Annotated in this window: 22 protein-coding genes, 2 pseudogenes and 1 riboswitch; of the genes and pseudogenes, 8 read left to right on the forward strand and 16 right to left on the reverse strand. The window is 38.7% G+C overall.

Annotated features, from left to right (window positions below):
- Positions 1-223 precede the first annotated feature (223 nt).
- The 8 genes and pseudogenes from GMJ66_RS19390 to GMJ66_RS19425 form a co-directional block, all read right to left on the reverse strand.
- Entirely contained in the window at positions 224-1,360 is a 1,137-nt protein-coding gene (locus GMJ66_RS19390) for a DUF5667 domain-containing protein (RefSeq protein ID WP_156291967.1), read from the reverse strand.
- A gap of 294 nt (positions 1,361-1,654) precedes the next feature.
- Positions 1,655-2,323, reverse strand: coding sequence for a hypothetical protein (locus GMJ66_RS19395; RefSeq protein WP_156291968.1), 669 nt, complete (start codon positions 2,321-2,323; stop codon positions 1,655-1,657).
- Positions 2,324-2,581: 258 nt separating this feature from the next.
- Positions 2,582-4,465 (reverse strand): ABC-F family ATP-binding cassette domain-containing protein, encoded by a 1,884-nt coding sequence (locus tag GMJ66_RS19400; RefSeq protein WP_156291969.1) that lies wholly within the window; start codon positions 4,463-4,465, stop codon positions 2,582-2,584.
- A gap of 25 nt (positions 4,466-4,490) precedes the next feature.
- Positions 4,491-4,673 carry a hypothetical protein gene (locus tag GMJ66_RS19405; RefSeq protein ID WP_156291970.1) on the reverse strand — a complete coding sequence of 61 codons (183 nt, stop codon included), beginning with the start codon at positions 4,671-4,673 and terminating at the stop codon, positions 4,491-4,493.
- Positions 4,674-4,931: 258 nt separating this feature from the next.
- Positions 4,932-5,399 carry a 6,7-dimethyl-8-ribityllumazine synthase gene (gene ribH, locus GMJ66_RS19410; protein ID WP_156291971.1) on the reverse strand — a complete coding sequence of 156 codons (468 nt, stop codon included), beginning with the start codon at positions 5,397-5,399 and terminating at the stop codon, positions 4,932-4,934.
- 422 nt (positions 5,400-5,821) lie between these two features.
- Positions 5,822-6,421 (reverse strand): annotated as a pseudogene (ribB, locus tag GMJ66_RS19415) (3,4-dihydroxy-2-butanone-4-phosphate synthase); the annotation flags it as partial.
- Positions 6,422-6,434: 13 nt separating this feature from the next.
- A complete protein-coding gene (gene ribE, locus GMJ66_RS19420; protein WP_156291973.1) occupies positions 6,435-7,085 on the reverse strand; it encodes a riboflavin synthase in 651 nt (216 codons plus the stop codon).
- A gap of 167 nt (positions 7,086-7,252) precedes the next feature.
- A riboswitch (FMN riboswitch) is annotated at positions 7,253-7,399 on the reverse strand.
- Between the two features lie 597 nt (positions 7,400-7,996).
- Positions 7,997-8,518, reverse strand: coding sequence for a TlpA disulfide reductase family protein (locus tag GMJ66_RS19425; protein ID WP_156291974.1), 522 nt, complete (start codon positions 8,516-8,518; stop codon positions 7,997-7,999).
- Between the two features lie 157 nt (positions 8,519-8,675).
- On the opposite strand from GMJ66_RS19425, the gene GMJ66_RS19430 reads away from it, so the two are divergent.
- Both GMJ66_RS19430 and GMJ66_RS19435 read left to right on the forward strand, forming a co-directional pair.
- Complete coding sequence (locus GMJ66_RS19430) at positions 8,676-8,963, forward strand: hypothetical protein (RefSeq protein WP_156291975.1); 288 nt, start codon at positions 8,676-8,678, stop codon at positions 8,961-8,963.
- Positions 8,964-9,130: 167 nt separating this feature from the next.
- On the forward strand, positions 9,131-10,120 hold the full coding sequence (locus GMJ66_RS19435; protein WP_156291976.1) for a DmpA family aminopeptidase: 990 nt from the start codon (positions 9,131-9,133) through the stop codon (positions 10,118-10,120).
- Between the two features lie 244 nt (positions 10,121-10,364).
- Here the strand turns inward: GMJ66_RS19435 and GMJ66_RS19440 are convergent, their stop codons facing one another.
- The 3 genes from GMJ66_RS19440 to GMJ66_RS19450 all read right to left on the reverse strand — a co-directional run bounded on the left by GMJ66_RS19440 (position 10,365) and on the right by GMJ66_RS19450 (position 12,263).
- Positions 10,365-11,249 carry an RluA family pseudouridine synthase gene (locus GMJ66_RS19440; RefSeq protein WP_231514991.1) on the reverse strand — a complete coding sequence of 295 codons (885 nt, stop codon included), beginning with the start codon at positions 11,247-11,249 and terminating at the stop codon, positions 10,365-10,367.
- Positions 11,250-11,723: 474 nt separating this feature from the next.
- On the reverse strand, positions 11,724-11,954 hold the full coding sequence (locus GMJ66_RS19445; RefSeq protein ID WP_156291978.1) for an excisionase family DNA-binding protein: 231 nt from the start codon (positions 11,952-11,954) through the stop codon (positions 11,724-11,726).
- A gap of 27 nt (positions 11,955-11,981) precedes the next feature.
- A complete protein-coding gene (locus GMJ66_RS19450; RefSeq protein ID WP_156291979.1) occupies positions 11,982-12,263 on the reverse strand; it encodes a GNAT family N-acetyltransferase in 282 nt (93 codons plus the stop codon).
- A gap of 176 nt (positions 12,264-12,439) precedes the next feature.
- On the opposite strand from GMJ66_RS19450, the gene GMJ66_RS19455 reads away from it, so the two are divergent.
- A complete protein-coding gene (locus tag GMJ66_RS19455; RefSeq protein WP_156291980.1) occupies positions 12,440-14,122 on the forward strand; it encodes a methyl-accepting chemotaxis protein in 1,683 nt (560 codons plus the stop codon).
- A gap of 144 nt (positions 14,123-14,266) precedes the next feature.
- Here the strand turns inward: GMJ66_RS19455 and GMJ66_RS19460 are convergent, their stop codons facing one another.
- Entirely contained in the window at positions 14,267-15,103 is an 837-nt protein-coding gene (locus GMJ66_RS19460) for an alpha/beta fold hydrolase (protein WP_156291981.1), read from the reverse strand.
- 401 nt (positions 15,104-15,504) lie between these two features.
- Between GMJ66_RS19460 and GMJ66_RS19465 the strand changes: the two are divergent.
- Both GMJ66_RS19465 and GMJ66_RS19470 read left to right on the forward strand, forming a co-directional pair.
- Positions 15,505-15,801 (forward strand): annotated as a pseudogene (locus GMJ66_RS19465) (PTS fructose transporter subunit IIC); the annotation flags it as partial.
- 304 nt (positions 15,802-16,105) lie between these two features.
- Positions 16,106-16,399, forward strand: coding sequence for a hypothetical protein (locus GMJ66_RS19470; RefSeq protein WP_156291982.1), 294 nt, complete (start codon positions 16,106-16,108; stop codon positions 16,397-16,399).
- A 33-nt stretch (positions 16,400-16,432) separates the two neighbouring features.
- Here GMJ66_RS19470 and GMJ66_RS19475 read toward each other — a convergent pair whose 3' ends face one another.
- From GMJ66_RS19475 to GMJ66_RS19485, 3 genes are all read right to left on the reverse strand, one after another.
- Positions 16,433-16,705 carry a phosphocarrier protein HPr gene (locus GMJ66_RS19475; protein WP_156291989.1) on the reverse strand — a complete coding sequence of 91 codons (273 nt, stop codon included), beginning with the start codon at positions 16,703-16,705 and terminating at the stop codon, positions 16,433-16,435.
- 123 nt (positions 16,706-16,828) lie between these two features.
- Positions 16,829-17,662, reverse strand: coding sequence for a DUF6612 family protein (locus tag GMJ66_RS19480; RefSeq protein WP_156291983.1), 834 nt, complete (start codon positions 17,660-17,662; stop codon positions 16,829-16,831).
- Between the two features lie 499 nt (positions 17,663-18,161).
- On the reverse strand, positions 18,162-18,389 hold the full coding sequence (locus GMJ66_RS19485; RefSeq protein WP_156291984.1) for a hypothetical protein: 228 nt from the start codon (positions 18,387-18,389) through the stop codon (positions 18,162-18,164).
- 326 nt (positions 18,390-18,715) lie between these two features.
- Here GMJ66_RS19485 and GMJ66_RS19490 point away from each other — a divergent pair, with 326 nt between their 5' ends.
- Positions 18,716-19,675 carry a cation diffusion facilitator family transporter gene (locus tag GMJ66_RS19490; RefSeq protein WP_156291985.1) on the forward strand — a complete coding sequence of 320 codons (960 nt, stop codon included), beginning with the start codon at positions 18,716-18,718 and terminating at the stop codon, positions 19,673-19,675.
- A 171-nt stretch (positions 19,676-19,846) separates the two neighbouring features.
- Here the strand turns inward: GMJ66_RS19490 and pdxR are convergent, their stop codons facing one another.
- Positions 19,847-21,247 carry a MocR-like pyridoxine biosynthesis transcription factor PdxR gene (gene pdxR / locus GMJ66_RS19495; protein ID WP_156291986.1) on the reverse strand — a complete coding sequence of 467 codons (1,401 nt, stop codon included), beginning with the start codon at positions 21,245-21,247 and terminating at the stop codon, positions 19,847-19,849.
- 121 nt (positions 21,248-21,368) lie between these two features.
- Between pdxR and pdxS the strand changes: the two genes are divergently transcribed.
- Together pdxS and pdxT are read left to right on the forward strand one after the other, a co-directional pair.
- On the forward strand, positions 21,369-22,256 hold the full coding sequence (gene pdxS / locus GMJ66_RS19500) for a pyridoxal 5'-phosphate synthase lyase subunit PdxS (RefSeq protein WP_156291987.1): 888 nt from the start codon (positions 21,369-21,371) through the stop codon (positions 22,254-22,256).
- 59 nt (positions 22,257-22,315) lie between these two features.
- Positions 22,316-22,912 (forward strand): pyridoxal 5'-phosphate synthase glutaminase subunit PdxT, encoded by a 597-nt coding sequence (gene pdxT / locus GMJ66_RS19505; RefSeq protein WP_156291988.1) that lies wholly within the window; start codon positions 22,316-22,318, stop codon positions 22,910-22,912.
- Positions 22,913-23,026 lie beyond the last annotated feature (114 nt).

Below are 23,026 nucleotides of genomic sequence, written 5' to 3' on the forward strand. Positions count from 1 at the left end.
TCCAGCCTCGCTCTTCCGTCACCTAGACCTCTTCTACGTTACCGAAGCACGCTCCAACCTCTCTCTTCCGTCACCTAGATCTCTTCTACGTTACTAAAACGAACTAAAACAATACCAATTAAAAACGGGGCACAAATCAACATGCGATTTGTACCCCGTTTCTGACTGGATTTACTATTTCCCCTTGATAACTGAACTCGTAATCCTACTACAGGAGAATTATCTATTTGTCCTGCTTTCCTTTTCCATTGCTTTTGTTTTCTTTCGCTTTTTCACTTTTATTTTCTTTCGCTGCTTTCTTCCGCTCTTTTCCTTCTTGTTTAGCTTCTTTTTTAACTTCTTTTGCTTGCTGCTTCACTGCTTTATCCTCAGCTTTTGCTGCTTTTTTTTCTGCCTTCGCATCATTTGTTTTTTTAGTAGGTACAGCTTGTTTTTCTTCCTCAGCCTCTGTTACTTCGATTTCATCCTCTGCTGTATCTTCCTTTTCTGCTGATTCCGTACCTTCTTCTTCCGTCAGTTCTCCACTAACATCCTCCACAGCATTCTCTTCCTCCAAAGAACCCTCTGCTTTACCAGAACGCTTTTCAATCTTCTCTGCTAGCTTAGCAAATGATTTTTCAATATTTTTCGCAATAGCCTGTTGGGCAGCAGGATTATCTATTTTTTCCAGCACTAAACTGAGTGCAGTAAAATTATTTGCAAGTTTAACCTGAACAGCAGTTTTTTCCTCTACTACCACTTCATCCTCTGTGTCTGTTTCAATAGAATCTTCTTCTATTCCTTCTGTAGAATCTTCTTCTATTACCTTTGTTTCTTCATCCACTGCATCGTCAGCTGCTGCTTCCTCTAAAGATTCTTCCTGATTATCATCTTCAAGTAACGCTTCTGCCTCTTCCTGCATTTGGATTGCTTCTTCAAGTAATTCAGTTGCTTCATCGCTTCTTCCATCCTGAATCAAGGCATTCGCTTCTGCAATACGCTCAGCAGCAAATTCTGCCAGCAATTTACCTTCTTCAAAATCATTATTTGATAGAGATAATTGGATTTTTTCCTTCATCACTTTTACAAAATAGAAAAAATCTCCTGGTATTAAATTCGGCTCTTGTATTTCCAGATTTTCTGCTTCCTCCTCAGAAGCAGCATCCTCCGTTAGCTCTTCTTCTTCATTCCCTGTTTCCTGTTCCGTTCGTTTTTCTTCAACAGCTACTTCTTCTGTCTCTTCTACCCCAGGAAGATTTTCTTCAACATCTTCCATGACAAAAATCTCTTTGTCTTCTTCAGCTAGAACCGTACTTGTTCCAGCCACTAAAATAAATAAACCACTTATGATTGCTGTCATACATTTCTTTAATAATTGCATCGATAATTCCTCCTCTATAATTTACCTTATATACTTCGAAGCAATATCGATTCTTCTGTCTAATTTTAAATGAATAACCTAAAAATAAGCATTTCTGACTAGATGAACAGTTCTTATGGACTAGATTCATTTAAATTCAGAAGATTGTATTCGCTCGTTTTCTTATAAAATAATGCCAAAATGACTTCTTAACGAAATTTCCTAAACAATAAAAAAAAGTTCCTGAATCTTTTTACTCAGGAACTTTCAAACTAAGGAACCCTACTGCTTCTCGGTAAGCAGTACTCATTTTTATTAATCTTCATCAAACTGATACAGTAATTCGTATCTAGTTTCATCCAGCAACTCAGCCAGATGTACACGCACCCCGTGGCCGAAAATTACTTCATCTTCCGTCATCGCAACAATCATTGCTTTCGTTTCATTTTTAACATCCAGATAAATGTCTCCTACCACCGGTTTTAATGCATCATCTTTTTCCGCTAAGTAAGAGATGGACTCATCCTGTAATTGCTGTTCTTCCGGTACCTGACTCTTATCGTAATAAGCAATCTCCTGACTTGCATCTTTTTTCCCGGGAACCATGACAACATATTCATGATGTTTAACACCATTATCCCTTGTTGTCACGACGTTTCCATCCTCCACACTTTCTACCTTTTCAATTTCATTTAAAGAATAGTGGTCAAGGAAGTCCGGAGCTGGTTTTACAATCAGGATATAATCACCCGGTTTTGCCTTTTCGTTTTCGTCAATGGTGTACCGTTTTCCGTAAAAAATAAACGTATCATTATGCTTCGGCTTATACAACTGGATTTCACTTGACTTCGTTAAAACCTGCTGCATATCCTTTAAACGGTATAAATGGACTGATCTTTTAAACATTGGCTTGACACTGTACACTTTATGCAATTCATTGTTATAGAAAACAAATTGACCTTTTCTTACCTGAAAAAGTTTCATTTTGTTCCTCCTATTCATGTTAAATATAGGTATATTTCATAATAAGTTCAATTAAGTCTTATCATTCCTTATTTGATAATATCTCATACATATTATTCCATCCTACGAGCAGAAAATTCCATTTCCGAAGCAATCTTATATTATTTTCCACTAAAAATAGATATTTAAACATCGAAATATAGCTTTCTACCATCATGTCATTTACCAGTTTAACCCAATTATTTTAAAAAAGAAATCACCTTTAAAAAATCTTTTTATTCAGCCATTTCCCAATTCCTCTACCATTAACGAAAGCTCTTCCCAGCGCTCCATTTTTGCTTCCAATTTCCCCTCTACTTCCTGCTGTTCTTTAAATAATTCCTGAACCTTTTCCGCATCACTTCCCGCTTCCGCTATTCCTGATTGCAGTTCTTCAATTTTCGTTTCCAGCTCCATAATCTGATCCTCAATTTGCTCCCATTCTTTTTGATCCTTATATGAGAGCTTTCTCTTCTGCTTTTTCGGTCGAGGAGTTTCTTTGGTTTTTTCTATATTCGCCTTTATACTCTTTTCTGCTTCCTGCATTTCTAAGAACTCGCTGTAGTTGCCATAGAAATGGTCAATTCTTCCCTCGCCCTTAAAGACGAGTAAATGATCCACTACACGATCCAGGAAATATCGATCATGGGAAACCGTAATAACAACACCAGGGAACTGATCCAAATATTCCTCCAGCACACCCAGCGTTTGCGTATCCAAATCATTGGTCGGTTCATCTAAAAACAGGACATTTGGCTCGGTCATCAACACTTTCAATAAATAGAGCCGGCGTTTTTCTCCACCAGACAGTTTTCGAATGTACGTATATTGTTCCGACCTGGAAAACAGGAATCGTTCAAGCATCTGCTCGGCAGTAATGACTTGTCCATCTTTCGTATAAATGACTTCTGCTACTTCCTTAATATAATCAATGATACGTAGCTCTCCATTGAGCTCCTCGTCTCCCTGGGTGTAGTAGCCAATTTTCACCGTTTCTCCAATATCCATCTTCCCTTTATCGGCCTCTATTCGCTCCGCCATGATGTGAAGTAAAGTCGATTTACCTGAGCCATTCGGTCCAATAATGCCAATCCGATCCCCTGGTACAATCAAATGACTGAAATCATCAATTAACGTCTTCCCATCAAATGTTTTGGAAATGTTGATTAACTCGATGACTTTTTTGCCGAGTCTTGCGGAACCTACTTGAAACTCAAGATTCTGTTTCTTTGTATCAAAGGTTTTCTCTTTCATGTCATGAATTCGGTCAATTCTTGCCTTTTGTTTCGTAGAGCGCGCTTTAGCACCGCGTTTTAGCCAGGCCAGCTCACGCCTTAATGTATTTTGGTGCTTCAGTTCGCTGCTTGCTTCGAGCTCATCACGTTCTGCTTTCTTTTCTAAGAAGACCTGGTAATTGCCTTCATAGATATATAAATTGCCTTTATCCAATTCATAAATTTTATTAGTAACCCGATCCAGGAAATACCTGTCATGTGTCACCAATAGCAAGGAGCCTTTATACGTCTGTAAATATTTCTCCAGCCATTCTACCGTTTCATTATCGAGATGATTGGTCGGTTCATCCATGATGAGTAAATCTGCTGGCTGAATCAATGCTTTGGCAATCGCCACCCGTTTCTGCTGTCCACCCGACAGTTCTGATACCTTTCTATCAAAATCCGTAATTCCCAGCTTCGTTAACACCGTTTTTGCCGTTGTGTTCGCTTCCCATGTATCTTCTTCATCCATCTTCTGCTGCATCTTCATTAAATAATTCTGCGCTTCCACCTTTTCAGGATCCTTCTGAAGCTGAAGCAGCGCTTCTTCATAGGCGCGCATCAATTTCATGATAGAGGCTTCCCCATAATAAATTTGCTCGATTACTGTTAAATTGGGATCAAGCTCCGGTTCCTGTGCCAGATACTCGATATGATAATCTTTCGGGTGGTGAATCGTTCCTTTTTCAGCGGAGTCCACACCAGCAATTACTTTTAGAAAAGTCGATTTACCGGTTCCATTTACCCCGATGACACCAATCCGTTCATTTTCTGAAATCGTACATGTAATATCGCGAAACAATATTTTTTCCCCATAGGATTTATATAAATTTTCAATCGTTAGCATATGTTATCTTCCTCTTTAGTAAAGCTTATTTTGTCTTTTCTTTTCGTTCACGTATCCACGTTTTTATGATAATAACAAGGAGAAACAGCGCCCATGATGTTACCAGATAAAAGATTATTTTACTCGCTTCATTCATATCATTAAAAAAAATAGCCATTCCTACCCATATTACCGCAATCAGTCCTAGCTGTCCTAATAAGAGTTTCAATGTCATCTCCCCCATAAAGTGAATCTCTATTTGTGGTTTTTTCATCCCCTACCGGCTGATAAGTGAACGAATCTGAAGTTTACTGGCTGCCCATCCCTTATCATTCTTAAAGTGGGAGGTTCAGCCAGCCCATCACGTCCATAAAATATCATACATCTTCTACCTATAGTTTAGCCTAGCAGGTGGGATTTTTCCACTAAGGGGATAGTCTTTAAAAAAAAGCCGAGCATGCAATTCACTTGCAGTCTCGACCATTTTTTAATCCATCATGTTAATAATATTTGCCATCTCAATCGCGGATACCGCAGCCTCTGAACCTTTGTTCCCGGCTTTTGTTCCAGCTCGTTCAATCGCCTGTTCAATCGTTTCTGTTGTAATTACTCCGAAAATAACCGGTTTTCCACTTTTCGCCGAAGCATTTGCCACACCTTTAGCAACTTCACTACAAACATAATCGAAATGTGGAGTGGAGCCGCGGATTACCGTTCCTAATGTAATCACTGCATCATATTTATCATTTTCCGCCATTTTTCCAGCAATTAATGGAATTTCAAATGCACCTGGAATCCAAGCTACATCAATATTATCTTCACTAACTCCATGGCGTTTTAATGTATCAATGGCACCGTCTAATAATTTACTTGTTATAAATTCGTTAAACCTTGCAACTACAATTCCAATTTTTAAATCTGTACCTACTAAATTTCCTGCAAATGTATTTACCATTTTTTCATGTCTCCTTTTAGTTCATAGTTCTTTCGTATGTCTTGTTGCTTTTTAATAGTCGCTGTTGATATAAAGTACGATTAGTGAAAAATTTTCTATCGTGATGCTCTCGCTTGTTCTGATAATAATAGTGGGCTTCATCCGCTCCGACAGAATTCTAGCAGTTCGTAGGCACGGCCTCAGCCTCCTCGCGGAAAACCGCCGCTGCTCAGGTCTGGACACGTGCTATTCCTACAGGAAAAAGAGGCATCGGTGAGACCTCCTAAAGAAGTGACAGCACGAGGAGGCTCACCAGCCGCCCACGGAAAGCGTAGTGTATTTCCGGAGCGGTAGTTAACAATCCTATCATCTAAAGTTAGTTCGCAGTTTATATATTTTGCGTCGGAACCTTTTAGAAAAACAGCCTAGTTAAATATCTTCACTTCCTGTTTTTTTCGGTATGCGATTAAATCTGCTATTGTAATAAATTTCAAATCAAATTTCTCGGCCATTTTCTCCAAGTCAGGCATTCTTGCCATTGTCCCGTCGTCCTTAATAATTTCGCAAATAACCCCTGATGGAAATGCACCACTTAATATAGCTAAATCCACTGCTGCCTCGGTATGTCCAGGACGGGCTAATACACCACCATCCTTTGCGATAAGCGGAAACACATGGCCAGGCTTTTTAAAATCTTCTGCTTTTACATTCGTGTCGGTTAGGGCTTGAATCGTTAAAGCTCTCTCCTCTGCACTAATCCCAGTTGTAGTTTGAACATGGTCAATGGATATGGTAAAAGCTGTACCGAGTGGGTCTGTGTTATTTTGAACCATTCTGTGAAGACCGAGCTTTGCCGCATGAATCGCCTGGATTGGTGTACATACTAAACCTCTGGCATGTGTAATCATAAAATTAATCACTTCTGGTGTGATACTTTCGGATAATGCGATAAGGTCCCCTTCATTTTCCCGATGTTCGTCATCACTTACAATAATAGGCTTTCCTTTTTTCAAATCGGCAATCGCCTCTTCAATTGTATGCATCTTCTCACTTCCTTTACATAAAGCCATTATTTTTTAAAAAATCGTGATCAATATTCCCTTTTTCATCTGTGTTTTTATTCCGGAGCATATTATGAACATATTTTGCGAGCATATCACATTCTATATTCACAATATCTCCTTCCCCTTTTTCTCCGAGTATCGTTTCTTCAACAGTATGGGGAATTAATGAGATGGTGAAGACATTCTTGCTCACGCCGAATAATGTCAAACTCGTTCCATCTACTGTAACGGATCCTTTATGCAATAGGAATTGGGCTAAGTCTTCCGGAATTTCAATATCATAGTAAATCGCATTTTGCTCTTTTTGCTTCTTGATAATTTTCCCGGTACCATCGATATGACCGGAAACAAAATGTCCACCAAACCTTCCATTAGCTGCCATCGCACGCTCTAAATTCACCTTGGAGCCTTGTTTTAAATCCTTTAGTGAAGTCGCCCTGATTGTTTCCGGCATGGCGTCCACTTCAAAATGCTCTGACGTGAAGTTCGTGACCGTTAAGCAGATGCCATTAACAGAAATACTGTCGCCAAGATGGACATCCTCGAGTATTTTTTTAGATCCAATTGTCATTTGTACAGCTTGTTCAGAAACCTTTTGAATCTTCTTCACAGTGCCTATTTCTTCTATGATTCCTGTAAACATCTTAATGACTTCCTTTCCCAATTTTCTTCCTCGGGCTTATAATAAAATATAAAAAGCCTCCGATTGATACCCATCGGAGGCTTGGATTTTGAGAATTTTAGTATAGTAAAAAATACAAGTATATGTATGCCAAAAAAAGAGTGAATGCATACACACTAATGTACCTAAAATTCCTTCTCCCATCCAGACTTTAACTGTCGGTTCCGGACTCTCACCAGATCCACCGCTTGGTATAATCACCGCACGGGTCACGGACTTAGAAGCATTGCTTCAACACCGCCGGTAGGGAATTTCACCCTGCCCCGAAGGAATATTGCGTATTGAATTTTTTTACTATTATATCACTTGCTTTACAGTAATGCAAAAGTTTTTGCTTACCCTTTTATCTTATTGCTTTTTGCAAATTTTTGGTATGGAATTTATATAAACTGCGAACTAACTTTAAATGATGTTGGAGCACCAACTTACTGCTACGGAAATACACTACGACTTCCGCGGATGACCATAAAGAAGCAGATATCAACCGTTACGCAAAATATCAACACAACGGGCGCACATATCAACCAGTGTATGCGGGATATCAGCCATTAGAGAGCTTTTATCACTCGTGTTTAGACTCTAGCAGCACGGGGACTACTTGAGTAATCTTCTTTATTCCCTTGCGCCGAGGACGCCTACTACGAAGCGTTACTAGAAGACTATAGGCGCACTTACGGTTTTCCTTGATGAGGCTTTAAGTCGTGCCCACGAACCGTAAGTATTCTGCCGGAGCGACTGCATGTACGCTACCATCATTAGAACAAGCGAGCGCCAAGATAAGAATTTTCATTAGTTCGTAGTTTATATCGAATGCGAACTAAAATTGCCGTAAGCATCTCTTAGAAAACAGCAAAAACAGCCTTTCTTATGCTCTATTTCATTTTATTCAGGTGCTCCACCATCGTTTCATATTCCATCGCACCAAAAGCTATATGCTGAATGACGCCTTCCGAATCAATCATATAGGTTGTTGGAATCGGGTTAATTCGATATTTAGCTGCTACTTCTCCATCACCATCCATTCCAATCTGAAAAGTTAACCCAAATTCATCCACAAATTTACGAACATTTTCTTTATTCATTTCTGTATCAAATAAATTGACCGCCAATACCGCTACCTCATTTTCTTCATGGAATTTTTGCATATCCGGCATTTCCACTCGACACGGTGGACACCATGTAGCCCAGAAATTAAGCATGACCGGTTTTCCTCTTAAATCAGAAAGCTTTACTTTGTCACCTTCCAATGTTTCCAGTTCAAAATCCGGGGCTACATTACCAATTTCCAGACCTACATTTTCTTCTTCCTTCTCCTCAGCCATTAAATGCCCTGTAAGCAGCACAGCAAAGAGTATCCCGATGAGGATGGGGATAACTCGATTCAGCTTTTTCATAATCTCATTCCTCCATTGGCATGATTTACTATTATTGTTTCATCCTAAAACAGAATTCATACAGAATAAAGAACATGCCCTAGTTTTCATTTATTTTGGTATAATATGATTACATCATTTTGTATGAAATTAAACGAAACGGACAGGAGGTAACAAAATGAATGATGAAATTGCTCATCAGATTCTAGCTGAGCTAAAGGATATTAAAACTGACTTGAACGACGTGAAGAATGAGTTAAAGGACGTAAAGAATGATTTAAACGACGTGAAGAAAAAAGTCTATGTCATAGAAAACGAGCAACAGCATATGAAACAGGCTATTTTTGAAATAACGGAGCGACTTGATCGAATCGAAGAAAATCAGGAGAAGCAACAACAAGTAATTGAACTGCTTTTCACACATTCCATCCAACATGAGGCGGAATTGAAACAACTTCAATCCTAGCCACTATCCTTTTCTTATACTTGGGAAGTTAAAATTATAACTACGTCAAACCCACTTCTTGGCTAAAACTTTCCTAACGCTACCAAAAAACACTATATCATCCCTCATACAAAACAATGAATCTTCACATACTACCACTATCATTCCATTTAAAAGGAGTTCTACATATGACACTTAAAAAAGGAAAGGAAAACTGTATTACAGATGTCCAGGGGGTGAAAGTAGGACATGTTACACTATATGAAAAATTAGATGAGGAAAACACGATTTGTACAGGAGTTACAGCGATTCTCCCCCATGGAGGCAACCTTTTTAAAGAAAAGGTCCATGCGTCCAGTGCTGTCATCAATGGATTTGGTAAAACGGCAGGGCTTATTCAGCTTGATGAGCTTGGCTTTTTAGAATCCCCTATCATGCTGACGAATACATTCAGCATTGGTTCTGTTTTACAAGGCACCCTTCAGCACATGCTCGATGAAAATAAAGACATCGGTGATAATACAAGTACGATTAATATTGTTGTTGGTGAGTGCAATGATGGATATTTAAACTCGATTCGCCTTCAAGCGGTAAAACCTGAGCATGCTGTTCAAGCGATAAAAAATGCAAAGCCAGAACCTGTGGAAGAAGGTGCAGTTGGTGCTGGCAAAGGAATGGTCTGTTTTGGTTACAAAGGTGGAATTGGAACCTCTTCACGTGTCGTTTCAGAGGGAGGAGAAGCCTATACCATTGGTGTGCTCGTACTAAGTAATTACGGAAGCAGAGACGAAGCCCTTTTTGCAGACTTCAACAAAATAGAGCTGAATACACCAGATGGTTCGATCATGATGATTGTAGCAACCGATGCCCCACTATATGACAGACAGCTAAAGCGACTTGCAAACCGTTGTGCTGCAGGACTGGGCAGAACTGGAAGCCATATTGCCCATGGCAGTGGAGATATTGCCATTGCATTCTCCACAGCTAATACACACCGTCATTATTTTGATTCCCCTGTTGAATCGATAACTTTTGTCCGTGACAGTCACCCGATTATGAATCGTCTGTTTCAGGCTGTAACGGAAGCAACAGAGGAAGCCGTTATCCGCTCTCTGAAAATGGCAGAAACTACAGAAGGAAGAAAAGGAAGAGTGGTGGAGAAAGCCCCATTGGGTTAATCAGGTTAGTAGGCATGAAGTTGATGGAGTGTTCTCCCCCTTCTATTTGGATGTTGCTCCTCAGTATTTGCTCGGTTTTTCTCCGAATACAGGTAGAGCCTCTCCAACTATGAAGGGCAGGCCCTCTGTAGACCTTAACAAAGCCTCCCAATTCAGTGTCCTTTTTCCGGCACTGAAGCCCCCTTCTCCCAGCTTCATGCATTCATTTTCATCTGAGTTCTGGATGATGCATACAACGTTAAACTTATTTCGATTTCGCTAAAAATGATTTCGGTACATCTGCCCGAAACAGCATAAGCTGATTCGTTCTTGGATGATGGAAAGATAAAATTTGCGCATGCAGACCTAACCGGCCAATAACATTCTGTGTTGAGCCATATTTTTTATCCCCAACAACTGGATGGCCGAGATCCTGCATATGGACGCGTATCTGGTTTTTCCTGCCGGTTTCCAGCTGCAATTCCAACAGGGAAAAATTGGGATTGGACTGGATTTTTTTAAAATGTGTGATTGCGAGCTGTCCATCATTCTTCCTCGAACTGGAGTACATCACATGGGCCTTGTTTTCCTTTATCCACGATTTCAATGTTCCTTGCTTTCGCTGTACTTCACCTTCTACTAACGCCGCATACGTCCGTTCCTTCACCATATCTTTCCAGGAATTCTGTAGCTTTCGTTTGATATTCTCACTCTTTGCGAACATCATTACACCAGATGTATCCTTATCCAAACGATGGACGACAAAAATACGATTGGCTGGATGCTCTCTTCGGACATGCTCCATTAATTGATGATGTGCCGTCAACTTCTTCTCTTTTTCTGTAGCGATGGACAATAAACCTGCTTCTTTGTTAATTACAATAATGTCCTTATCTTCATATAAAATAGACATTCCGGTAAGGACACTTTCTTTTTTCGCCTCTTTGTTCTTTAAAACGGTGACGGTTTGTCCAGGCCGCAATGGATAATTATGCTTGGTTTCCATATGATCATCCACGGAAACCTGTCCCCGGGTTAAAATGGACTTCACTGAATTTCTGCTCCGGCTGGACATGACTTTTAATAAAAACTTCAGTAATTCTGTTTCTTCTTCTACTTGAAATACAAGTGATTTATCTTTATATGACATCTTTTTTCTCCTTTGGAATACTTGGCATCTCATGGAAGTTGTTTTTTTCATAAGGCTGTTTCTTTAAGATTGTTGTTTATTAACATAATCGACATAATCCAACTTAACTTTAAATGATGTGGAGTAAGTTACCGCTCCAGACACTACGCTTTCCGTGGACGGATAGTGAGCCTCCTCGTACTGTCGCGTCTTTAGGGGTCTCACCGATGCCTCTTTTCCCAAAGGGCAAGGAAGGCTTCGGCAGCGTTACCTCGTATGCAGAAAAAGCGGTTTTCTTTATCAAGGAGTCTCCGTGTATTTCTTCCGCTAGATTGTGCTACTTCACTTTCTATCTGAGCTTACTAATCGATGTTGATTTTGAAGGAAAACAATTTAATTCTCTCTTCAAAAAAGCCCTCCGCAAAAAAATGTTAAGTACATGCTTCTTTATTAGCATATACTTAACATTAATTTTAAACACTTACAAATGCAAATTTAATCCTCATCTTTCACATCTATGTCTTCGGGAATCGGTTCATTTAAGAATTCCTGAATCATCATCCGGTATTTTTCCACTTGTTCAAAGTGTGTCGAGAACTGCCCCTGATTAATAAGGTACTGCTCACCATCATGGACAGCGCGTATACGTCCTTGCAATACTAATGCAGATACTTTAGTCTCAGGCATCGATAGAAAGTCTGCAGTTTCCTGAATGGTTAGGTACATCCCCCTATAGCACCTCACTTTTCATTTTTATTGCTGACCTAGTACATCATGATATGCTGGTGTTTCTTCTAACTTGCGTTTAACATAAGGACATAAAGGAATAATTTTTTTGTCCTGTTCCCTCGCAAAAGACACTACTTTCTCCACCAATTTTCCTGCTACTCCCTGCCCACGCAACTTATCTGATACATATGTGTGGTCGACTACGATTTTGTTTTCACCAGTCTGATTAAACGTCAATTCTGCTACAGGATCTTTAATGTTGTCACCGACATAAAATTTGTTTTCACCTTTATTAATCGTAACCATCGTATTCCTCCTACTAATAGCTATCTATGGTTTATTATACCCATTTTACCTAATAAATTGTACTGATTCGCCCAAGCCAAATGAAAAATTAATTCTAAAACTTTACAATATATTAACAAATTGTTGTTATAATTAAATAGTACGAGTCCATTCGAACTAGAAAAAGGAGACGTATTATGAAGCGAAAATATAGAAACTTACTGGAAAATACAACATTACGCACACGGCTATTAATACCGTTTTTAGCACTAATGACAATAGCCATACTTGCTGTTGGACTTACTTCTTACTTTCAGGCAAAAAATATGACATTAAACTCTATACAGGACCGTTTAATTCGTGAAGTCGAATTAATGAGTGATATTGTAGAGCTTTTACATTTCACCTATATAAGTGATGAAGCATATTTTTGGCAGCAGTTTAATATTAATATTCGTTCCCAGCAAGAAACATTAAAAACAGATGGAATAGAATCTGAGTTTTTCTATATTGTAGATAATCAGGTAACTCCATTCCCTGTTAGCGAAGAATCATTGCCTGAAATCCCGGATCGATTAGTTGAGACCATTACTGCTGCAGAAGATGGCCAGATTGAAGAGACCCTTAACGGAAAAGAACATACCATTTCCTATCAGAAAATGGATGAAATTGATGGAATATATGTATTGTTAGTTCCAAACGATTCCTTTATGGGACCGATAAACAATATGGGAACTTTAACCATCGCAATTATTCTTATTAGTATCGTAGTATCTACCATTTTAATTATTTTATTTGTTAGAATGTTAATCAAACCTCTGAACAGCCTAAGAAATGCAATGAAAGAAGTTCGCAAAGGAAATTTGAAGCATACCGAAGAAATTAAAACAACGATTCCAGAGTTTGTTTCCTTACATAAAAGCTATAATGCAATGATGAATCATATGAAGACGATGATTCATGAACTGAAACACACTACAATTGAACTAGATGAAACAGGTGATCATTTAAAGCAGTCTTCCGAGGATGCCATTCAATCCAGTGAGGATTTAATCGAATCCATTAATGTGGTGAAACTTGGTGCAGAGCAAACGGCAAATAGTTCAGAAAACAGTGTATCCAACTCCCTATCGATGAAAAATCAGATAGAAGACATGATTCACAATATGGAATTGGTATTTTCGAGTTCCGATAACATGGGAAAATCGGCCATACTTGGTGAAAAGAATATTCAGTCCTTAATCGAAACCATCCGTTCTTTTGAAAAGGATTTTGACCATCTAACCGGAACAATCAAGCAAATCAATGAACACTCCTTTTCCATTTCCAAACTCGTTGGCCTGATACAAGGAATTGCCGAGCAAACCAAACTCCTGTCACTTAATGCATCCATTGAAGCTGCAAGAGCTGGAGATGCTGGGAGAGGCTTTTCTGTTGTCGCCAATGAAGTAGGAAAATTGGCGGAACAATCGTCCGAAGCAGCGAAGGAGATAACCGAATCCATTTCAAATATGGAAGGCATTACACAAAATGCAACCGAAGAATTCGAACAAATGCTTGAAAAGACCAATACCAACATCAGCATGGCAAATGAATCGAAACAAACATTTGATGGCTTAATGAAAGGAATCACTGATGTGAGCAGCAATTTAAAGGGAATGCATGGTATATTGCAGCACTTGGAAGACATCCTTCCTGATTTAGAAAAGGTGTCAGAAGAAGTTGCATCCGTCTCCCAGGAAACATTGGCAAGCACAGAAGAAATGCTCGCAAGTAGTGAACATCAGCACCAGCAAACCGAACGCACACATGAAATTGGGCTGAAACTAACCGAGCTATCCAAATCCTTATCCAAAATAACCAGCAAATTCACGATTTAGGTGCCGATTTAGGTACCTGTTACTTCTCGAAATTTGTCGAATTAATTAACCCGGCGCAACCCCATGTTACAAAAGGGGTTGCGTTTTTTGTTCCTTTTTTGGCGCCTGTCACTTCCCGGATTTTGTCGAATTAAAAAAGGGGGATTACTGTGCAGCAATCCCCGAATAGTGATGTGAAAAAATATGGTTTGTAATTTCATGTGGTCTTTCGTCCGTTATTAAATGCCCTGTTTCCTTATACGTTATTAACTCCGCATTTGGAAGGTCCCTTGCCAGTCGTTTTCCAACACTTAATGGAACTACTGCATCATCTTCCCCCCAAATTAGCAGTGTTGGTGTTTGTATTTCTTTTAATTCCTCGGATGTTAAATCGCCTTCTCTATGACGGAGCAATCTTATGAGAGATTTGCAAAAGTTTTTATCTTTTAACGGCCTCTCAAACTCCCTAATATGATCTTCCGTAATTTTGGAAGCATTATAAAAGACATTTCTTAAGCTCTCTTTTACACTTCGATTATTAACAGTGCGTTTCACAAACAGATTGAACAAGGGCAAATAGGAAGAATAGACTAGCAGCTTATTGGCACTTTTTAAATATCCGGAACTTCCTAATAAGATTAACTTCTTTACTTTCTCTGGTATGAGTTTTGCAGTATAGAGCGCTATTTGCCCCCCCATGGAGTGGCCAACAATCGTTACATTGGTAAGACCGAAAAACTCCATACATTTTACAACCAACTTCGCATAATTATGATAAGAATAAACGAAAGATGTAGATTTTTCACTTCTCCCAAACCCAGGCAGATCTAAGGCTAAAATAGAAAAATGCTCTTTTAGGAGAGGAATAATTCGATTAAATGTATAAGTAGAGGATACAAAACCATGAATGAGAATAATCGGTGGTTTCCCATTTAATATATATTCACAATATATATTGACACCCTCTATTCTAAGTATACTAGCTGATACTTTCCCTTCCATTTTTCCACCTCGATTTTAGATATATCGTTAACTTATTATTCACCTTCAAAAAAATATGATGTACTTTTTATATTGTATTAGGCATAAGCCTATCCCGTGACAAAAGTGACTAACTACTCTAATCAAGAACAGTCTGTTCTATCGATGATGGTGAAATGAGTAAAATGGAATCCTAGAAGATTATTTTGTTCAATTAAATCATACCATATGCAACGGTTTTTACCTTATTTTTTATATGTTAAAAAAACCTTCTAGGAGTCGAATTTCTCCTGGATGGTTTCATCATTGTTTTATAATGGAAATTCACTCACTTATTATTAATGAAGTTTCCAATTGTTGGACCGGTGAATAAGGCCAGTTTATCACGTGTTAAAATTGCATACTTTTCTAAATGCGCAAAAGAAAACGAAAGAAAATCTGGTGTGACCAACTATGCCATGGGACTTTCCTTTATTACAGAAGGTGCGATACCATTTGCTGGGGCTGATCCATTGCGTGTCATTGGTTCCTCCATTCTTGGCGCAGCAGTTGCAGGTGGACTGACGCAATTCTGGAACAGTGCGATTCCGGCACCACATGGCGGGATATTCGTTGTGCCATTGGCTGAGAATGCAATCATGTTCCTTTTATCCTTAGTGATTGGATCGGTCATTGCCGCAGTCTTATTGGGGATATGGAGAAAACCAGCAGAAGAATAATTTTTTTAAGAGGCTGGGACATAACTAAACACCCTATCCTAATAACATAAAGAAAAATCCGAACTAATTCTAATTCGAACGATAGAATTTGGAATGATAGTTCGGATTTTTCTTGACTAAAATATTTTTGTCAAGCCTCTCTTTTTCCATTTTAAAAAATAGATCGAGACAGCTACACTAAGAAAAACTAACGCATTCTCTAAAAATACGATCGAGTACAAGTTTTTTTACTATATATCTGCATTCTTCCATAAGGTCAGAACATACTAAGAAAGAAATATAAAACAAGGGGTTCGATTTAGCTATGAACATCGATTTAACTGCTCTTTCAGAGGAAATGCCGGATTTTCATAACCATGACGAAGCCAGACAATGGTTTAAAGAGAAGTTTGGGGATGATTTTTTAATTCGAAGCAGTGATGTAGTGAATGAAACGAAAATTTACTACTATCACATCGTGAAAGATTTGGAACTCTATCAGCAATATATGGAAAGTTTTGCAAAACCGGTAAAACACGAAATAACCAATATGGAAACATTTGAAAGCTACTCCACAGTGGAGATTAGTGAAAATGGCGATGTGAATATGTATATTTAAGAAAAAAAGTCAACCACCATATGGTTGACTTTTTCATGCTAATAATTCCGCTAATCCTTCATTTTTTAATGTTTCTTCTAAAGCATCTATAGCAGACTGATCGTTTACTCCATCTACATTAATTGTAAATTCTTTACCCTGTTCAATTCCTAAAGACATAACACCCATAATCGATTTTAAATTTACCGTTTTCTCGTTATAAATTAGGTTAATATTCGCGCCGAACCTATTGGCTGTTTGTACTAGTATAGTGGCTGGGCGAGCGTGAATACCTGCCTCATCGATTACTTTAAACTTCTTTTCTATCATATTACGTAAAACTCCTTCTGTTGTTAATCTTGTGAATGACGATTTAGTTTAAGCACTAAACTATTTTAAACTACTATTCTCATACTGGCAAGGTTAACGACAGACTTAGGAGAAAAATCTTTAAAATCCAAATCCATCCACAGCAGAATCCATGACATCCTGTGGCACCTCAATAGTATCTATGGAATTAATATTTTTATAGGCTGTCTTTACCTCCTGGATAAGGTTCATTTCCTCATTAGCTTCCACAATGGTCATATCCATTTCCATATTATACTGATTCATTTCATACGTATCTTTATCAATCAGCATTTCTATCAACAATTGATTGATTTTCATATTTTTCAAGACTTCCTCTGCATCTTCTCCCAATTGTGCAGTTAGTTCCTCTGGGATCATCTCTTCCAGTAATTCTTCGGTCAGTTCTGTAACACCTTCCGCATCTGCGGTTAAGGATAAAAGGTAACCGTCATCGGTCTCTTCAAAAGATAAATCTTCCACATATTCTTCATACATGCTCAGCTGTTCCGATGCATCCATCTGATTACTATTCAATAATTCCATAGGCATCATAGAATCATCCATCTTCATCCATTGACCTGAAAGTGAATCAAACATGTAAATTTCATTGTCAACCATATAAAACTCCTGCTCGACATCCATCATCCCCTCGGTCAACTCACCCATGTTGATAGACATCGTTCCTTTTTGATGCATCGCTATTGGGTCCATCACCAGCGGACCGCCCATGTTACTCTCCATCTGAATGACCTCTTCCTCACCTGGAATTTCTATTTCCTGCTTCATCTCCATTTCCACTTCAGCACTATTCATTGCATCCGCTGCCTCTAATGCATTTGCGTATACTTCTTCCTCCGTTTCCTCTGCATTTCCACATCCTGCAAGGCCAGCTGTTAACAGAGCAAGAATAAGTACAGTCACCCATTTTTTCATAATATAATCCCCCATTTTTTATGATGTTAATTTTACTACGATAAAAAAGACAAAAGGTTTCAATTTTTTAGTCGAGGATTTTTTCAATAAGAGTGTTGATTTAGTCCCTAAACGATAAAGTGAATTTTCCAATGTGTTTTTTTATCCCCACTGATCATTCAGACCACAAGGGGATGACCTAAAGTCCTCTGAACGAATCAGGAGTTTAATCGCTTCCCGTCTCCCACTTATCATTCTTGAAGCGTTTCGAATTCTACTCGTCAATGGTCTTATAGCCGGTTCATCACGTGAGAGAGACCAATCATGATCTTAAACATCCCAAATGTATGTGACAATTCGCGTTTATACCTATTGTAAGGATGCAAAGAAGCAAAACTTACAAAAATGCTTTACCAAAAAAGAGTCCTTCCGTTACTCTAGAAGGACTCTTTTCACGTTAGAAAAATTATGTTAGTAATAAGACCAAAAAATAAAAAAACTCTACCTATACAGAGATTTTTTATAAACTTTTATTTAATAATTCCATTTCATTATTGATAAATCCTAATCCTATTTGCTGTAATTGCGTAAGTGGTATATTTCTTTTCATTGCTTCTTTTTCTATTAATTCTAATTCATTATTCATTAACTCTATGCGTGTGCCTTTCTCAATGTTGTTCTGTATGTAGATATAGAAGGCGCCTAGTAATTCATCTGGTATCTTTGCATATAATTGGTTTCTTTCCATAGCTCCTCCCCCTCTTCATAAAGTTGTTGGTAAATCTTCAGACATAACCATATACCCAAAACCAAACAACCCTAAACATAGAATCGAAGCCAAATTGGTGCCTGTCACTTCCCGGATTTTGTCGAATTAATGTGGTTGTCATTGATATATTCATTCATAGGGCTTAATATATTACTAAAATGCTTTATATTTTGTCGATAAGAAGATTATAAAATTATTATGAAGGATATAGAAATGGAAGTTAAAAGCTTTATTTTTTAACCAAAATATTGTCCTATGAATAGATAGTAATATAGGAAGGAAAGATATGTACAGGAGGAATTCGAGTGGGCCATGATCACAGCCATCACCACGCACACACCAATAATAAAATAGCACTAAAGATTAGTTTTATCATCATCACCGCTTATATGATTATCGAAGCAATTGGTGGTTTACTGACCAATAGTCTTGCATTATTATCTGATGCCGGGCATATGCTGAGTGATTCCATCTCCCTCGGTGTTGGTTTACTGGCATTTACTCTTGGTGAAAAAGTGGCAGATTACAGCAAAACGTACGGATATAAACGATTTGAAATATTGGCTGCGGTCTTTAATGGCGTGACACTTATCCTTATTGCATTATTTATATTTTATGAGGCATTCAATCGCTTTGCCAATCCTACAGAAATAGCTTCAGCTGGGATGCTGATTATTGGAATTATCGGATTACTCGTCAATATTCTTGTAGCCTGGATTCTCATGCGTGGAGGAGATACGGATCATAACTTAAATCTAAGAGCAGCATTTCTACACGTTATAAGTGATATGCTTGGTTCAGTCGGTGCTGTTTCAGCAGCACTCCTTATCATGTTCTTTGGTTGGAGCTGTGCAGATCCGCTTGCCAGTGTCATCGTTGCCATACTAGTCCTTAATAGTGGATGGCGAGTCAGCAAAGATGCCATTCAAGTACTCATGGAAGGAACGCCGAAAAATATTGACATAAAAGAAGTCATCACTGCTATTGAAGATGCAGACGGGATTACTAGTATTCATGATCTCCATGTCTGGAGTATTACTAGTGGGCACAATGCACTTTCCTGTCATGCCGTTGTCGACAGCAATTTATCAATTCAGGAAAGTCAAACCTTATTACGTACTATCGAACATAAATTAAAGAAGCAGGGAATCGGCCATGTCACGATTCAAATGGAAACGGAAGAACACCCCCATGGAGTTACGATTCTATGTGACCATGATTCGGAAACACATACTGAATCATCTCATCATCCTATTTCACATTAGTTTAGTAAAACTCGCATTCGCTTGTTTTTTTACGAATGTGTTAATTTTTCATATTACTTGGGGTGTTAAAGTTTTGGCTACGTCCAATCCTCTTCCTGGTTAAAATTTTATACTTTTCCATCGTGTAAAAAAGGAGCCTCAAATTGCTTGAGCAATCGGGCTCCTTTTTATCTATACCATTTCCCAGCTTCGAAAGAGCATCCTAATAGCATGCTCTAAATCAGCTTCCGGTATCCCTGCAAAACCAAGAATCATCATCGGCGTTTTTTTCAGCCGCTTTTCCAAAGAATAAGAGGAAAGTGGATAGATTTGGATACCTGCCAGGCTTGCTTTTTCCACCAGTTCTTCCTCGCTCATTCCATTTTTCACCACTAATACGATATGAAGGCCGGATTGCTCCCCAATCACTTCCACCTTATCGTTATAGGGCTTGATTAACTCAAGGGTCTTATCTAATTTTTTCCGGTAAATTTTCCGCATCCGGTTTAAATGACGTTCAAAATCCCCTTCTCTCATAAAACGAGCAAGGATATGCTGATCCAATCTCGATACAGTACATTGATAAAACGATAATTCCTGCTTATACCGCTGAAGTAGCTCTTTTGGCAAAACCATGTAGCTGATTCTTAAAGATGGAATGAGCGATTTAGAAAAAGATCCCAGATAAATGACCTTACCAGATTGATCCATACTTTGCAGCGATGGAATAGATTTCCCACTGTATCGAAATTCACTGTCATAGTCATCTTCAATAATATAGCGTTTTTTAGAACCTCTCGCCCATTTTAACAATTGAATTCGCCGGTTGACAGAAAGCACGGAACCATATGGAAAGTGATGACTAGGTGTCACATAAACGACATCAATATTCGTGTTTTCTATTTGTTTTACTTTCAGCCCCTCTTCATCAACCCCAAGCGGATACACATCATTTGCGTAGTTTTTCAAAATCCGTGAAATCATATGATACCCGGGATCCTCTACCCCGTATACCGTTTCTTTTTGAAATAAAAGAATAAGCTGCTGGAGGAGAATTTCACTTCCCGCCCCAATAATCACCTCATCCGGAGAGCACTGAACCCCTCTGGCATGATATAAATAATGGGCAATTTCCTGGCGCAGTTCTGCCTCCCCTTGCATATCCCCTAACAAAAGTAAGGAATGGTGTTCCTTATCAATCATATTTTTCGCATATTTACGCCATTTGGCAAACGGAAAGTTTTCCGTATCAATCCAGCTCGGGTGAAAATGATATTTCATCTTTTCTCTTGCTTCCACTTTTTCAGCTGAAGGTGTGTCTTTCGGTTGTACATATTCTAAATCCTCATACGCCAAAACATAATAGCCCTTCCTTGGAATCCCTTCTGCATATCCTTCAGCCAGCAGCTGGTCATAAGCAGTTTCTACCGTATTCTGACTTATTTTCAAGTACTCGGATAATTTTCTTTTGGAAGGAAGTTTCGAACCATGCTCAATTCTTCCTTCAATAATTTCATTTTTTATATAATCATATAATTGCTCATATAATGGAACATCACTGGAACGATTTAAATGACAGGATAACATCTCCATCTTTTGTCCCTCCTTTTTAAACTGACCCCATAAATTTTTAAAAAACTGACTCTTTTAATAGTATCACATTTATCCCTATAATAGAGTAAATTATTTTAAAAATGGAATGGAGTGGACAAATATGGAAAAAGTATTAGGATCTGAGGCTGTAAAACGAGGAATGGCACAAATGCAAAAAGGTGGCGTTATTATGGATGTCGTCAATGCCGAACAGGCGAAAATTGCCGAAGCTTCTGGAGCAGTGGCTGTTATGGCATTAGAAAGAGTACCATCTGATATTCGCGCTGCTGGTGGGGTTGCAAGAATGGCAGACCCGCGCATTGTGGAAGAGGTAATGAATGCTGTGTCCATTCCTGTTATGGCAAAAGCACGTATTGGTCATATTTCAGAAGCTAGAGTTCTAGAAGCAATGGGCGTTGACTATATTGACGAAAGTGAAGTACTAACCCCTGCTGATGAAGAGTTTCACTTACTAAAAAGTGATTATACCGTACCATTTGTTTGCGGGTGCCGTGATCTTGGTGAGGCAGCACGCCGTATTGGAGAAGGCGCATCCATGCTTCGTACCAAAGGAGAACCAGGTACTGGCAATATTGTAGAAGCAGTTCGTCATATGCGTAAAGTAAATGCACAAGTACGTAAAGTTGTTCGAATGAATGATGATGAACTAATGACCGAAGCAAAAAATCTCGGTGCACCATATGAAGTCTTAAAACAAATTAAAGAAGAAGGAAAACTTCCAGTTGTAAACTTCGCTGCAGGCGGTGTTGCAACACCAGCTGACGCAGCACTTATGATGGAATTGGGGGCAGATGGTGTATTTGTTGGGTCTGGTATCTTCAAATCCGATGACCCAGAAAAATTTGCCAATGCCATTGTTCAAGCAACAACTTATTACAATGACTATGAATTAATTGGCAAGCTTTCCAAACAATTAGGATCTGCCATGAAAGGTATCGAAATTTCCAAACTTGGCACCGAAGACAGAATGCAGGACCGCGGCTGGTAATTGACGCCTAATTGGTGCCTGTCACTTCCCGAAATTTGTCGAATGAAAGGGGTGAAAAAATGAATGATTTAACCATTGGTGTTCTTGGTCTTCAAGGGGCTGTGGAAGAGCACATTAAGCAAATTGAAAGCCTCGGACTAACTGGCATAATCATAAAAAAACCAGAGCAATTAATGGAAGCAGACGGCTTAATTCTTCCTGGTGGGGAAAGTACAACGATGCGGAAGCTAATTGATCGATATGGATTTCTTGAGCCACTCAAGGATTTTTCTAATGATGGGAAGCCTATTTTTGGAACCTGTGCTGGAATGGTACTTGTTGCTAAGGAGTTAGCTGATTCCAAGGATTGTCACCTTGAATTAATGGATGTTTCTGTTAAACGCAATGCATTCGGCAGACAAGTAGACAGTTTTGAAGCAAAATTGGACGTAAAAGGATTGGACAGTCCATTTAATGCCGTATTTATCCGTGCACCCTATATTGTATCAGCCGGCAATCAGGTAGATGTATTAGCTACCTATGACGGACATATTGTTGCAGCCAGGCAGGATAATATTCTGGCTTGTGCTTTTCATCCCGAATTAACCGGCGATAACCGATTCTTAGGGTTATTCGTAGAAATGGTAAAGGAACAAAAAGCTGAAACAGTGCAATAAAACCTATATAAAAGAGCAGGTTTCCATTTCTCACAAACGGAAACCTGCTCTTTTTTTTGATGCCTCTGGTGCCTCTGGTGCCTGTAGTCAACCCCCCTAAAAATAGACAATAAA

It is taken from the genome of Oceanobacillus salinisoli (assembly GCF_009733865.1).
In the GTDB taxonomy this organism is placed as follows: Bacteria; Bacillota; Bacilli; order Bacillales; family Amphibacillaceae; genus Oceanobacillus; species Oceanobacillus salinisoli.